This window comes from Allokutzneria albata (assembly GCF_900103775.1).
GTDB classification, from domain to species: domain Bacteria; phylum Actinomycetota; class Actinomycetes; order Mycobacteriales; family Pseudonocardiaceae; genus Allokutzneria; species Allokutzneria albata.
The window spans coordinates 5466288-5479420 of record NZ_LT629701.1; the positions used below are offsets into that span (position 1 = coordinate 5466288).

Sequence of the window (13133 nt, forward strand, 5' to 3'; positions counted from 1 at the left end):
CTCCTACGGTGGGCGGACTCCCGGCCCAACCGTAGCGGCAGCGGCTCAGCGCGGCGTCGAGGTCTTCGCCGGTCCGGGCTCGGCCTTCGACGTCGGGGCGCCCGGCGTGACGCAGGGACTGGTGCTGGGCACCGACGTCGATGTGGTCGGCTTCGGCGGCGTCGTGGTCGTGGTCGTGCTCGTCGGGGTGGTCGTCGTCGTGCAGGACGGCGTCGTGGTGGTGATCGGCCGCGACGAGGACGTGGTCGGGATCGGTTTGGCCGAGGTGGTCGTCCACGGGTTGGTCGGCGTGACCGACGTCGTGGTCGGCTGCTGGCTGGTCGGGTCCGGGTTCGGCGGCGGCACGGTGGGGTCCGGCCCGGGCGGGGGCTGCGGCGCGGGGTTGGGCACCGGCGGGGCGCCCTGCGCCAGCACGTCCAGCGGAACCGGGTTGGTGGGCAACGGGTTCACACCGGTCGCGTACGCCGCCGCCCAGAGCAGCACCTTCTGCACGTAGACGTTGGAGTGGTTGTAGCGGAACACCGCCTGGACGAGCTGGCCCGGGTCGAGCAGGTTCAGCCCGCCCGCGCAGAGGTACTTGCCACTGGCCAGAGCGGCGTCGTAGACGTTGTGCGGGTTGCTGGTCCCGTCGCTGTCGCCGTCGGCCGCGTAGAGCGCCCAGGTGCTGGGGATGAACTGCATCGGGCCGACCGCGCGGTCCCACGCGGTGTCCCCGTCGAGCCTGCCGCCGTCGGTGTCGGCGATCGCCGCCATGCCGGGGGCGCCGTTGAGGACCGGGCCGAGGATGCGGCCGATGGTGTTGCCGCGCAGGTCCACCGCGGAGTTCGCGTGCCGGGACTCGATGCGGCCGATACCCGCCAGGACCGACCAGTGCAGCCCGCAGCCGGGCATCGTGGCCTGGAGCGTGCGGTCGGCGCGCATGTAGGCGTCGAGCACCGTGCCGGGGATGCCGAGCGTGCCGCCCTCGGGCAACTCGGCGAACGGGTCGTCGCTGAGCTGACCGGGATCGCGGAGCGCGTCGAGCAGCGTGGGGCTGATGGTGTCGTTCTGCGCGAGGTGACCCCCCGCGCCGAGGTCTCCGGGGTAGCCGCGGAGCTTGGTGAGCAGGTCGCCGAAGGCGTAGGTGGCGTCCCGGTCCTCCGAGCCGGTGCCCGGGAGCGTGCTGAGCCCGGCCACTCCGGCGAGCGCGGGCGGGATGACGAGCGCGGCCGTCGCGGTGGCCGCGGCGGCCATGCGCCTGGCCTTGTTCCTCAGCACGCGGCGCCGACGAGCCTTGCGGAGGGCGGTCCGCCCGAGCGGCGCGTTGGAGGCTTCCACCAAGCACCCTCTCCTCAGAGTCGTCGCGTACCCGCGGGCCCACCGTACCTACAAGTAGGTCGGTTGTTGAGGCGTCTTCGTTATCTCACCGGCGATTTCCCACCGATGTATCAATTCACTTAACAACTCCTTTACCGCCTGCCGTATACCGGTCACTCGGTGTGCTCTTCTCCTCGCCGGACGACGAGGTTACTGTCCGGTACATGCCGCAAGGGGACTTCGTCACACACCGGGTCACCAACCAGCCGCCCGCGCTCGCCGACTTCGACGCCCTGGCCTGCGATCCCGCGCTGACCAGCACGATCACCGACGCCGAACTGCTGGAACGGCTGCACGACATCGGCCGTCGCACCGGGTCGGCGCAGGCGCGCGAACACGGACGGCTGGCCAACGAGAACCCGCCCGTCCTGCACACCCATGATCGTTGGGGCAATCGCGTCGACGAGGTGGAGTTCCATCCTTCGTGGCACTGGTTGATGGGCCAAGCGGTCGAATTGGGATTGCACGCGGCGCCGTGGTCACCCGATGCCGGTCCCGGCGCGCACCTGGCCCGCGCGGCGGGTTTCTACCTGTGGAGCCAGGCCGAGTCCGGCCACGGTTGCCCCATCTCGATGACCTACGCGTCGATCCCCGCGCTGCGCCACTCCCCCGAACTGGCGGAGCGCTTCGAGCCCGGACTGCGCTCGCGCACCTACGACTTCGGCCTCCGCGAGCCCGGTACCAAGGCCGGCCTGCTGGCGGGCATGTCGATGACGGAGAAGCAGGGCGGCAGCGACGTCCGCGCGAACACGACGACGGCGACGCCGCTCGCCGACGGCAGCTACGAGCTGGTCGGGCACAAGTGGTTCACCTCGGCGCCGATGAACGACCTGTTCCTGACCCTCGCGCAGGCGCCGGGCGGGCTGACGTGCTTCGTGCTGCCGCGCGTGCTCCCGGACGGCTCGCGCAACCCGATTCGCCTGCAGCGCTTGAAGGACAAGCTCGGCAACAAGGCGAACGCGTCCTCGGAGATCGAGTACGCGGGCGCGATCGGCTGGCGCGTCGGCGAGGAGGGCCGCGGGGTCCCCACGATCATCGAGATGGTGTCGATGACGCGGCTGGACTGCGTGATCGGCTCGGCGTCGACGGTGCGGGCCGCGCTGACCGAGGCGGCGCACCACGTGGCGCACCGCTCCGCGTTCGGCTCCCGGTTGGCCGGCACACCGTTGATGTCGGCGGTGGTGGCCGATCTGGCGCTGGAGTCCGAGGCGGCGACGAGGCTGGCGATGCGCCTCGCCCGCGCGGTGGACGCCGGAGAGCGGTCGTTGCTGCGGCTGGCGTTGCCGGTGTCGAAGTACTACGTGTGCAAGCGCTGCCCGATCGCGGTGGCCGAGGCGCTGGAATGCTTGGGCGGCAACGGTTACGTCGAGGAGTCCGGGTTGCCGCGGCTCTACCGGGACGCGCCGCTGAACTCGATCTGGGAGGGCTCGGGCAACGTCACGGCCCTGGACGCCCTGCGCGCCATGGCGAAGGAACCGTCCACAGTGGACGCCTTGCTCGCCGAGATCGATCTGGCCGCCGGGGCCGACGCGCGACTGGACGCGGGCGTCGCGGACCTGCGCAAGGAGCTGGCCGACCCGCATCCCGCCCGCGCGAGGCGCCTCGCCGAACTGGCCGCCCTGTGCCTCCAGGGCTCCCTGCTCCTGCGCGAAGCCCCGAACGAGGTGTCGGACGCCTTCCTGGCAACCCGCTTCGGCGCGGAGGCCACACGCACCTTCGGCACCCTCCCCCGCGGCCTCGGCACCACCGCGCTCGTGGAGCGGGTGACGCCGGTCTAGGCCTGGGGCGAGTGGCGCTGGGCGCAGGGGCCGGGCTTCCACCACTCGCCCGCGGCTTCGAGGGATTCGTCGCCGAAGGGGTTCACGCCGGGACCGGCCGCGAGCGCGTGCGCGACGTGGACGTGCAGGCACTTGACGCGGTCGGGCATGCCGCCTGCGCTGACCTCGGTGCCCAGCGACTCGATCGCGTCGCGCTCGGCCAGGTAGGACTCGTGCGCCTTGCGGTACTGCTCCGCGAGCGCCGGGTCCTTGCCGAGGCGCTCGGTCATCTCCTGCATCACGCCGGAGGCCTCCTGCGTGCCCAGGCGGGAGGACAACCGGGCGCAGGTCAGGTAGTACATCGTCGGGAACGGCGTCCCGTCCTCCAGGCGCGGGTTGGTCTGCACCACCGCCGGGTCACCGCACGGGCAGCGGTACGCGACGGCGCGCACGCCCCTGGGGGCCCTGCCGAGCTGCGCGGTGATCGCGTCCCGGTCTGCCTGGCTGGCGGGCTCGTGCCCGGCTCCGGACGTCACTGCGGTCAGCCTCCGACGATCGTTTCCCACAGGCGCTCGAACCACGTCTTGTTCGGGGCCGCCTGCTTGGTGTTGTCCTGTTCCTGCGGCGGAGCCGGGGTCGGCAGCTCCACCACGTACGGGGTCTCCCCCGGGTTGACGTACTTCAGCCGCCGCCGCGCCTCGGCCTCCACCTGGGCGGGGTCGAGCAGCTGGGCCTTGCGCTCCTCCAGCCTGCGGATCTCGGCGGCGTTCTGCTGCTGCAGCAGTGTCTCCTGCCGGATCTCCGAGCGCTGGCTGATGTAGGTCCGCAGCGGCACCGCGACCGAGAGCACCAGGGCGCAGACCACCAGCGCCAGCATCGCGGCCCTGCGGGTGGAGGAGAGCTGGAAGGCCCCCGCCGCCTTCGGGGCCATCCTCGGCCTGCGGGGCTGCGGGGTGCGGCGCGGCGGTCCGCCGCGATGGGGTGAGCCGGGCTGCTGCTCGCGCGCGTGCGGACGGCCCGCGCGCTCACCGCCGCCCCGCTCACCCCTGTCGCCTCGAATACCAGTCCAGCCGCTCAGCCTGCGCTGGGCGCGCTCCGGTCGACGCGCCGCCGCGGCTTCGGTCCGGCGGCGGCGGCGCTCCCGATCCTGATCGCGCCCAGCCATGGCTCATCAGCCCCCGTTGGCCGGGGAGTAGCGCGGGAAGGCCAGGTCGCCCGCGTAGCGCGCCGCGTCGCCCAGTGCCTCCTCGATGCGCAGCAGCTGGTTGTACTTGGCGACCCGCTCGCTGCGGGCGGGGGCGCCGGTCTTGATCTGCCCGGAGCTCGTCGCGACGGCCAGGTCGGCGATGGTGGTGTCCTCGGTCTCACCGGAGCGGTGGCTCATCATGCAGCGGTAGCCGCAGCTCTGCGCCAGGGTGACCGCGTCCAGGGTCTCCGAGAGCGTGCCGATCTGGTTGACCTTCACCAGCAGCGCGTTGGCGGCGCGGCGGGAGATGCCCTCCTCCAGGCGCTCGGAGTTGGTGACGAACAGGTCGTCGCCGACCAGCTGGACGCGCTCGCCCAGCTCGCTGGTCAGCCGCACCCAGCCGTCCCAGTCGTCCTCGCTGAGCGGGTCCTCGATGGAGACCATCGGGTAGGCCTTGACCAGCTCCTCGTAGTACCCGGCCATCTGCTCGGCGCTGCGCTTGGAGCCCTCGAAGTGGTACGCGCCGTCGCGGTAGAACTCGGTCGCGGCAACGTCGAGCGCGAGCACGATGTCGCGGCCGAGCCGGTAGCCCGCCTTGTCCACGGCGGAGGCGATCAGGTCCAGCGCGTCGCGGTTGCTGGGCAGGTCGGGGGCGAAGCCGCCCTCGTCGCCGAGCCCGGTGTTCAGACCCTTGGCCTTGAGCACCGACTTCAGCGAGTGGTAGACCTCAGCACCCCAGCGAACGGCCTCGCGGAAGGACTCCGCGCCGATCGGGGCGATCATGAACTCCTGGATGTCCACGCCGCTGTCCGCGTGCGCGCCACCGTTGATGATGTTCATCATCGGCACCGGCAGCACGTGCGCGTTCGGGCCGCCGACGTAGCGGAACAGCTCCAGCCCGCTGCTCTCCGCCGCCGCCTTGGCCACCGCGAGCGAGACGCCGAGGATGGCGTTGGCGCCCAGGCGGGACTTGTCCGGGGTGCCGTCGAGGTCGACCAGCTTCTGGTCGACGACGCGCTGCTCGATGGCCTCGATGCCGGTGAGCGCGGGGGCGATCTCGTCGAGGACCGCGGTCACGGCCTTCTCGACGCCCTTGCCGAGGTAGCGGCCCTTGTCGCCGTCGCGGAGCTCGACCGCCTCGTGCTCACCGGTCGACGCCCCGGAAGGGACGGCCGCGCGCCCCAGGGTTCCGTCGTCCAGCAGCACCTCCACCTCGACAGTGGGGTTTCCGCGCGAATCCAGGATCTCGCGGGCGCCTACCTGCTCGATGACCGCCACGTGCGCTCCCTCTTTACCAGCGTGTGGGACCCAACAAGCGCCGAGCCTAGTCGTGCCGAGCGAGCACGTCGCGGACCACCTCCGCGGCGACCGCGCCGAGCCCGGCCGGAGCGCCCCTGCGCGCCCTGACCCGCAGCGGAGCGGGCCGCAACGTGGGAAGTCCGTCATATTCGGCCAGCCCTTCGGGACGGCGCGCGGTCACGGGCAGCAGCGTGACGCCGAGCCCGCCCCTGGCCGCGGCGAGCACCCCGGAGAGGTCCTGCGCCTCGCACACCAGCCGGTACGGGATGTGCTCCTCGTTCAGCACAGCGAGCGCGGTCCGCCGCACCACGCAGGGCTCGGCGTAGACGATCAGCGGCAGCGGCTCGCCCGCGGTGAACTTCGGCGCCGCGAACCAGGAGTACCGCAGCGTTCCCGCCGCACGGCTGCGCCCACCGGCGGGTCCGCCGAGCAGGAGCGCGAGATCGACGTCACCGTGCTCGACCGCCTCGGCCAACCGGGCCGTCCGGTCCAGCCGGAAGCGGATCTCGCGTTGCGGGAAGGCATCGCGCAGGGCGACGGCCAGTTCCGGGAGGAGCTGGTCGGCGGCGTGCTCGCTGGAACCGACGACCAGCGCGGCGTCGTGGTCGAGTCCGAGCCTGCGCAGCGCCTGGTCGTGCGCGGCGAGGATCGACCTGGCCTCGGCGAGGAGCTGTTCGCCGCGCTCGGTGAAACGGCTCTGGCGGCCGTCGCGTTCGAGCAGTTCCGCTCCGGCGAGCTTGGCCAGCCGCGCGATGTGCTGGCTGACCGCGGACTGCGTCAGGTGCAGCGCGGTCGCCGCGCGGTGGAAGCCGCCGTGGTCGGCGATGGCGACCAGGCTGCGCAGCTGGACGATGTCGAGGACGGCGGCCATGGCGGGATGCTAGCCGCAGCATCGATCACGCGTGCTGATCGATCGTGTTTCCTAATCAATCCGCATGACGGGCGGACGGCCCGATCACCCTGACCGCATGAGGATTCCCGTTCCGATCGCGCTCGGCGTCGTGTTCGTCTGGACGTCGGGATACCTGCTCGGCGCTCTCGCCGTCGGCGTGGTCCCGCCCTACTTGCTGACGACGGTCCGCCTGACGCTGGGCGCGGTGCTGATGGGCGTGATCGCGCTCGTGACTCGCGCGCACTGGCCGCGTGGGCGTCTCCTGCTGCACGTCTGCGTCGCCGGAGTGCTCACCCAGGCCGTGCAGTTCGCCGGTGTCTACGGCGGTTTGCAGGCCGGGGTCCCCGCGGCGGTCACCGCGCTCGTGATGGCGTTGAACCCGGTGCTGACGGCGGTTCTGGTGACCGGGTTGCTCGGCGAGCGGGTCGGCCGGAGGCAGCTCGTCGGGCTCGGGCTCGGAGTGCTGTCGGTGATCGCGGTGCTCGGTGAGCGGGTCGTGGAGGTGGGGCTGGACGCGGGCAGCCTGTTGACGTTGGTCGGACTGTTCGGTTTCGCGGTCGGCGGGATCCACCAGCAGCGGTTCTGCACGGGCGTGGACGTGCGGGCCGCGAGCACCGTGCAGATGGCCGTGTCGGCTCCGGTGGTCGGTGTGCTCGCGCTGTTCGAGGACGGAACGGTGCAGGACTGGACCGGCGCCGGGCTGATCGCGCTGTGGTTGGTGTTGATCAACGCGCTGTTCGGCACGGCCGTGTACATGGAGGCGGTCAAGCGCGGAGGGGCCCGCCGGGCCAGCTCCCTGTTCAGCGTCGTGCCCGCGGTGACGGCGATCGTGGCGTGGCCCGTGCTCGGCGAACTGCCCACGCTCGGCGCGGTCGTCGGCCTGGTCGCCGGGGCCGCCGCGTGCGTGCTGGGAACGGCGGAAATCCGTCCGGTACCGCGAAGAGATCGCGTCGCGACCGTCCATCCGGGATGATCACTGAGGGTGCCGGTGCGCGCTGCCGACTGCCCACCATCCGGCGGTCGATCACTGGCCGTTCGCGGCGTAGCGTGGGGTGGACCATGAGCGACGGCACATTCGAGGCGTTCCGCAGGGCCGAGGCGCTACTCGCGCGACGGCAGCCCCTCGACGCCATCAGGGCTCTGGAACCGGTGCTGGAGCACGAACCGAACACACCGAGCGTGCAACTGCTCGCCGCCCGCGCCTACTTCGCCTCTGCCCAGCTCAACCGGGCGGAGGCGGCTTTTCGCCGGGTGGTCGAACTCGATCCGACCGACCACTACGCGCGCTTCGGCCTCGGCAAGACGCTGCACCGCCAGGGCAGGCTGCACGACGCGGTGCGGCAGCTGAGGATCGCGGTGGCCATGCTGCCGTCCCCGGACTACCAGGAAGCCCTCAACGAGGTCCGCGCCCGCATCGCCGTGGAGAACAGCAACTAGCCCTCCCCCTTCCCCCGCGCCGATGCCTCGTTGAGGTACTTGAACGCACCGAATGACTCATTCAGGGCGAAAGCGGTGGGTGGGGTCAGCGGCCGAGGCTGCGGCGGGCGTAGGTGTCGGCGAGGCCGAAGACCTTCTGGCCGTACTCCGTGGAGTTGTTGTAGGCGAACACCGCAGCCCACCAGCCCTTGGCCTCGCCGAGGTCGCGGTTGGCCGAGCACAGGTAGCGGGCGGCGGTCACCGCGGCGTCGTCGATCTGCTGCGGGTCGGCGCGGCCGTCGCCGTTGCCGTCGGCGGCGTAGCGCTTCCACGTGCCGGGGATGAACTGCAGCGGACCCACCGCGCGGTCCCAGGTGGTGTCCCCGTCGAGCTGACCGCCGTCGGAGTCGGGGATCGCGCGCACGTTGGGCCCGCCGTCGAGCGGGATGCCGATGATCGGCTTGGACGGCCTGCCCTCGTCGGTGAGGGTGGCACCGCCGTAGCGGCCGTGGTTGGACTCGATGCGGCCGATGCCCGCGACGGTCGCCCACGACAGGCGGCAGCGCGGTCGTTCCTGCCGCATCGCCAGGTCGGCGAGCGCGTAGGCGCGCAACGCCCGCGCGGGCACGTCGACGGTGCTGGAGAGCCTGGTCGCCCACTCGGTCAGCGCGTCGCGCCCGGGTGAGCCCTGCGGAGCGGGCTGGTCCGGCACCACACCGGCGTCACCGGGGATCACCGAGCCGGGCCGCACGGGGGCCGCGGTGATCGGGGTCTCCGGCCTGCTGTCCCTGGTCGGCGTGGTCAGGTCGGCGAGAACGGCCAGGCCGACCCCGCCGACGCCGAGCACCAGGCCGACGACGAGGAGCCGCCCCAGCAGCGAGCGCCCGCGCGGCGGCGGGGTCGGCGACAGCACCGGGGCTGGAAGGACCACCCGGTCAGGTTACGGGCTTTCCTCGTGTTCCGGTCAGAGCCGACGGCTCAACCTGCCATAACGATCCGCACGGTCGAGCACGTCCTGGCCGTACCTGCGGCTCTCGTTGTAGGTCAGCACCCCGCGCCACCAGCCGTCCTCCGTCCCCAGGTCACCGCCGGAGGCGCAGAGGTAGCGGGCGGCGGCCAGCGCGGCGTCGTCGAGGTCGTCGGGGTCGGCGAGCCCGTCCTCGTCCGCGTCCACCCCCCACTCGCGCCACGTGGCCGGGATGAACTGCATCGGGCCGACCGCGCGGTCCCACACCGCGTCCCCGTCGAGCTCACCGCGGTCGCTGTCGGGGATCGACTTCACCCCCGGCCGTCCGTCCAGCGGGAGGCCGCGGATGGGCAGCGTCGGCCGCGCGTCGGGGTCCAGCCGCGCGCCGTTGAACCGGCCGTGGTTGGACTCGACCTGGCCGATCCCCGCGAGCACGGTCCAGGTGATCCGGCAGTCGGGGCGCTCGCGCTGGAGCCGGATGGTCGCGTAGCCGTACGCCTGCAGCGCCGCCCTCGGCACGTTGAGCAGGTCGGACATCCGGCCGGCCCACCCCGCGAGCTGCCGCTGAGGGGTTCCCCCGAGCGCCGAGAGGTCCGCGGCGAGCCCGAGCCTCGGCAGCTCGGTGCCCCCGTTGGGCGGGGCGCTCGCGGGCAGCAACGGTTCGGTGGGACCGGATGGCTGCTGCCGGTGCCGGACCACCGGGTCGTCGGCGACGAGCAGCGCGGAGAGCGCGCACGCCGCCATGCCCAGCGAACCGAGCACGAGCGCCGACCACCACCGTCGCGTCCAGGACGTGTCGAGCCGCAAGGAAGCCTCCTCTCCAGCGGCCAGGGTGCCGGTAACCGGGCCCGCTCCGGGCGGGACGCGAGGGATCCGCCGCAGGGTCACGCCGGTCAGGTGAGAACGTTCGCTCGTCCGGAGGACACGGAATCGGGGAAATTTGTCGGCTTTGCCGCGTTGTCCGGTGACGTCCCCCGCAGAACCCCCGAACGGCACTAGACAGAGCAGGCGAGGCTTACCTAATTTCGCCGGTCGGGTCCGTGACGGGAGGACAGATCGTGCTGTTCAGCAACGCCCTGATCGGGCTTCGCGAGGGACTGGAAGCCGCCCTCGTGATCAGCATCCTGGTGGCCTTCCTCGTGCGCACCGACCGCAGGCGCGCACTGCCGCTGGTGTGGACCGGCGTCGCCGTCGCCGTTGGCCTCTCGGTCGCCGCGGGCGCGCTGCTGACCTTCACCGCGGCCAGCCTGAGCTTCGAACAGCAGGAAGCCTTCGGCGGGTTCGCGTCGATCGCCGCGGTCGCGCTGGTCACCGGCATGATCTTCTGGATGCGGCGCACCGCGCGGTCGCTCGCAGGACAGCTGCGCGAGAAGCTGGACGAGGCGCTGGAGATCGGCCCGGCCGCGGTGATCGCGGTGGCGTTCCTGGCAGTGGCCCGCGAGGGCCTGGAGACCGCGCTGTTCTTCTTCTCCAGCCTGCAGGCCGCGGGCGGCGGCACGCTGGAACCCTTGCTGGGCTTCGTGATCGGCATCGGCGTCGCGGTCGTGCTGGCGTGGCTGCTCTACCTCGGGGCCGCCCGGGTGAACCTCGGGAAGTTCTTCACCGTCACCGGCGTCCTGCTGGTCTTCGTCGCCGCCGGGGTGCTGGCCTACGGCGTGCACGACCTCCAGGAGGCGGCAATCCTGCCCGGCCTGCACACCCTCGCCTTCGACGTCAGCGAGTACGTGCCCGCGGATTCCTGGTACGGGACCTTGCTGAAGGGGATCCTCAACTTCTCCCCGCAGACCACCGTGCTCGAAGCCGGGGTGTGGGGCTGCTACGTCCTCGTCGTCCTGTCCCTTTTCCTCGCCCCGCAACGCACGCGCGCTCAGGAGACCGCTCAGTGAACAAGACGCCCCACCTCGCAACACTGGCGCTGATCGCGCTCTCCGCCTGCTCCTCCCCCGCCGGGGACAGCGGGCCGATCGCGGTGCGCGCGACCGACACCGAGTGCGCGGTCGCCAGGACCAGCACCGCCGCCGGGACGATCACTTTCGAGGTGGCCAACAAGGGCACCAAGGTCACCGAGTTCTACCTCTACGCCGAGGGCGACCGGATCATGGGCGAGGTGGAGAACATCGGCCCCGGGCTGACCCGCAAGCTCAACGTGGAGGTCGCCGAGGGCGGCAAGTACACCACCGCGTGCAAGCCGGGGATGAAGGGCGACGGCATCCGCGGCGAGTTCACCGTGACCGGCGGTGCCGCCAAGGCCGTCGACGGCGACGCGAAGTTGGCCGAGGCGACCAGGAGCTACCAGCGCTACGTGAACTCGCAGTCCGACGCGCTGCTGGCGAAGACGACCGAGTTCGCCGACGCGGTGAAGGCGGGCAAGGTCGATGCGGCCAAGGCGCTGTTCCCGATCGCGCGGACGTACTGGGAGCGGATCGAGCCGGTCGCGGAGAGCTTCGGCGACCTCGACCCGAAGATCGACGGCCGCGAGGACGTGATCGAGGAGGGGCAGGAGTTCACCGGCTACCACCGGCTGGAGAAAGACCTGTGGGTTGACGGGCTGAAGCCGGACTCGAACGCCATCGCAGACCGGCTGCTCGCCGATGTGAAGGAACTGGTGGAGCGGGCGAAGAAGGTCGAGCTGACCCCGTTGCAGCTGGCCAACGGCGCCAAGGAACTGCTGGACGAGGTGGCGACCGGCAAGATCACCGGCGAGGAGGACCGCTACTCGCACACCGACCTCTGGGACTTCCGGGCCAATGTGGACGGCGCCCAGGCCGCGATCGCCTCGCTGCGCCCGGTGCTGGTCGAGCGGGACGCGAAGGCCCTGTCCACCGTGGAGGAACGGTTCGCCGCACTGGACAAGCTGCTGGAGAAGCAGCGCAAGGGCGATGGTTTCAAGCTCTACACCGAGCTGACCGAGCCGGAGAAGAAGGAACTGGCGGCGGGCGTCGACGCGCTCGGTGAGCCGCTGAGCAAGGTGGCATCGGTGGTGGCGGGCAAATGACCGAGGTGTCCCGGAGGCGGTTGTTCGGCTACGCGGGCGCCGGGGTAGCGCTCGCCGGCGCCGGGGCGACAGCCGGAGCCCTTGCCGCACAACCGAAAGCCGCTCCTCGGGTGGTACCGTTCCACGGGGAGCACCAGGCCGGGATCACCACCGCCGCGCAGGACCGGCTGCACTTCGTCTCCTTCGACGTCACCACGGACAAGCGCGCCGAACTGGTGGACCTGTTGCGCGAGTGGACGATCGCCGCCGAACGGATGACCAGAGGTGAAGAAGCCGCGGACCGGGGTGCGGTGGGCGGTCCTCAGCACGCGCCGCCCGCGGACACCGGTGAGGCGCTCGGGCTTTCGGCCGCCTCGCTGACGCTGACCGTGGGCTTCGGGCCGTCGTTGTTCGACAAGCGCTTCGGCCTGGAGGAAGCCCGTCCGCCGGCGCTCGCCGACCTGCCGAGGTTCCCGGCCGACGACCTCGACCCGAAGCGCAGCGGCGGCGACATCTGCGTCCAGGCCTGCGCGGACGATCCGCAGGTCGCGGTGCACGCGGTGCGCAACCTCGCGCGCATCGGCTTCGGCGCGGTGGCGGTGCGCTGGTCACAGCTCGGGTTCGGGCGCACGTCCTCGACGACGAAGGACCAGGCGACGCCGAGGAACCTGTTCGGGTTCAAGGACGGCACGAACAACATCAAGGCCGAGAACCCCGACGAGCTGCGCGACCACGTGTGGGTCCGCGACGGCGACGGTCCACAGTGGATGGCCGGGGGCACCTATCTGGTCGCGCGGCGGATCCGGATGCACATCGAGACCTGGGACCGGACCTCGCTCGCCGAGCAGGAGGCGATCGTCGGCAGGAAGAAGGGCTCCGGCGCCCCGCTCGGTCAGGCCGAGGAGTTCGACCCGGTCGACTTGCACGTGAAGGGCGCGGGCGGGGTGCCGTTGATCCCCGAGGACGCCCACGTGCGGCTCGCGGCGGCGGAGTCGCTCGGCGGGGTGAAGATCCTCCGCCGCGGCTACAATTTCACCGACGGCTCCGACGGCTTCGGCCACTTGGACGCGGGGCTGTTCTTCATCTGCTTCAACCGCGATCCGCGCAGGCAGTTCGTGCCCATGCAGCAGGCACTGTCCAGCAAGGACACAATGATGGAGTACTTGAAGCACAACGGTTCCGGGTTGTTCGCCTGCCCTCCGGGCGTGCGCCCCGGAGAATTCTGGGGACAGCGGCTGTTCTGAGTAACCAGTCTGGCTCGCTTCCCCTTCGAGAGGAGCCAGCTC

General features: G+C 71.5%; 13 protein-coding genes. 6 read left to right on the forward strand and 7 right to left on the reverse strand.

Annotated elements, in window-relative coordinates:
- Nucleotides 1-45: 45 nt before the first annotated feature.
- A complete protein-coding gene (locus tag BLT28_RS24480; RefSeq protein WP_052406908.1) occupies nt 46-1317 on the reverse strand; it encodes a lytic transglycosylase domain-containing protein in 1272 nt (423 codons plus the stop codon).
- A 203-nt stretch (nt 1318-1520) separates the two neighbouring features.
- Between BLT28_RS24480 and BLT28_RS24485 the strand changes: the two genes are divergently transcribed.
- Nucleotides 1521-3134 carry an acyl-CoA dehydrogenase family protein gene (locus tag BLT28_RS24485; RefSeq protein ID WP_030427558.1) on the forward strand — a complete coding sequence of 538 codons (1614 nt, stop codon included), beginning with the start codon at nt 1521-1523 and terminating at the stop codon, nt 3132-3134.
- Here BLT28_RS24485 and BLT28_RS24490 read toward each other — a convergent pair.
- From BLT28_RS24490 to BLT28_RS24505, 4 genes are read right to left on the reverse strand one after another with little or no spacing between them, the layout of a single operon-like run.
- Nucleotides 3131-3649: a DUF501 domain-containing protein gene (locus tag BLT28_RS24490; RefSeq protein ID WP_030427557.1), complete on the reverse strand. Its 519-nt coding sequence runs from the start codon at nt 3647-3649 to the stop codon at nt 3131-3133. The genes BLT28_RS24485 and BLT28_RS24490 overlap by 4 nt on opposite strands.
- Nucleotides 3650-3654: 5 nt before the next feature.
- Nucleotides 3655-4278 (reverse strand): FtsB family cell division protein, encoded by a 624-nt coding sequence (locus BLT28_RS24495; RefSeq protein WP_081900036.1) that lies wholly within the window; start codon nt 4276-4278, stop codon nt 3655-3657.
- A 6-nt stretch (nt 4279-4284) separates the two neighbouring features.
- A complete protein-coding gene (eno, locus tag BLT28_RS24500; RefSeq protein ID WP_030427555.1) occupies nt 4285-5577 on the reverse strand; it encodes a phosphopyruvate hydratase in 1293 nt (430 codons plus the stop codon).
- 46 nt (nt 5578-5623) lie between these two features.
- Nucleotides 5624-6469, reverse strand: a complete 846-nt coding sequence (locus BLT28_RS24505; RefSeq protein ID WP_030427554.1) for a LysR substrate-binding domain-containing protein — start codon at nt 6467-6469, stop codon at nt 5624-5626.
- A 97-nt stretch (nt 6470-6566) separates the two neighbouring features.
- On the opposite strand from BLT28_RS24505, the gene BLT28_RS24510 reads away from it, so the two are divergent.
- On the forward strand, nt 6567-7463 hold the full coding sequence (locus BLT28_RS24510) for a DMT family transporter (RefSeq protein ID WP_030427553.1): 897 nt from the start codon (nt 6567-6569) through the stop codon (nt 7461-7463).
- A gap of 86 nt (nt 7464-7549) precedes the next feature.
- On the forward strand, nt 7550-7927 hold the full coding sequence (locus BLT28_RS24515) for a tetratricopeptide repeat protein (protein ID WP_030427552.1): 378 nt from the start codon (nt 7550-7552) through the stop codon (nt 7925-7927).
- An 85-nt stretch (nt 7928-8012) separates the two neighbouring features.
- Here the strand turns inward: BLT28_RS24515 and BLT28_RS24520 are convergent, their stop codons facing one another.
- Both BLT28_RS24520 and BLT28_RS24525 read right to left on the reverse strand, forming a co-directional pair.
- Complete coding sequence (locus BLT28_RS24520) at nt 8013-8837, reverse strand: lytic transglycosylase domain-containing protein (RefSeq protein WP_030427551.1); 825 nt, start codon at nt 8835-8837, stop codon at nt 8013-8015.
- Between the two features lie 33 nt (nt 8838-8870).
- A complete protein-coding gene (locus BLT28_RS24525; protein WP_030427550.1) occupies nt 8871-9680 on the reverse strand; it encodes a lytic murein transglycosylase in 810 nt (269 codons plus the stop codon).
- A 251-nt stretch (nt 9681-9931) separates the two neighbouring features.
- Between BLT28_RS24525 and efeU the strand changes: the two genes are divergently transcribed.
- From efeU to efeB, 3 genes are read left to right on the forward strand one after another with little or no spacing between them, the layout of a single operon-like run.
- A complete protein-coding gene (gene efeU, locus BLT28_RS24530; RefSeq protein ID WP_030427549.1) occupies nt 9932-10759 on the forward strand; it encodes an iron uptake transporter permease EfeU in 828 nt (275 codons plus the stop codon).
- Nucleotides 10756-11868 (forward strand): iron uptake system protein EfeO, encoded by a 1113-nt coding sequence (efeO, locus tag BLT28_RS24535; protein ID WP_030427548.1) that lies wholly within the window; start codon nt 10756-10758, stop codon nt 11866-11868. Before efeU ends, efeO begins: the two co-directional genes overlap by 4 nt.
- Nucleotides 11865-13091 carry an iron uptake transporter deferrochelatase/peroxidase subunit gene (gene efeB / locus BLT28_RS24540; protein ID WP_030427547.1) on the forward strand — a complete coding sequence of 409 codons (1227 nt, stop codon included), beginning with the start codon at nt 11865-11867 and terminating at the stop codon, nt 13089-13091. The genes efeO and efeB overlap by 4 nt, the downstream gene beginning before the upstream one ends.
- The last annotated feature ends 42 nt before the right edge of the window (nt 13092-13133 follow it).

Excerpts from the sequence above, each read along its gene's own strand:
- BLT28_RS24485 (WP_030427558.1), top strand. The coding sequence starts at position 1,521 with ATGCCGCAAGGGGACTTCGTCACACACCGGGTCACCAACCAGCCGCCC.
- BLT28_RS24495 (WP_081900036.1), bottom strand. The coding sequence starts at position 4,278 with ATGGCTGGGCGCGATCAGGATCGGGAGCGCCGCCGCCGCCGGACCGAA.
- BLT28_RS24505 (WP_030427554.1), bottom strand. The coding sequence starts at position 6,469 with ATGGCCGCCGTCCTCGACATCGTCCAGCTGCGCAGCCTGGTCGCCATC.
- BLT28_RS24510 (WP_030427553.1), top strand. The coding sequence starts at position 6,567 with ATGAGGATTCCCGTTCCGATCGCGCTCGGCGTCGTGTTCGTCTGGACG.
- BLT28_RS24515 (WP_030427552.1), top strand. The coding sequence starts at position 7,550 with ATGAGCGACGGCACATTCGAGGCGTTCCGCAGGGCCGAGGCGCTACTC.
- efeB (WP_030427547.1), top strand. The coding sequence starts at position 11,865 with ATGACCGAGGTGTCCCGGAGGCGGTTGTTCGGCTACGCGGGCGCCGGG.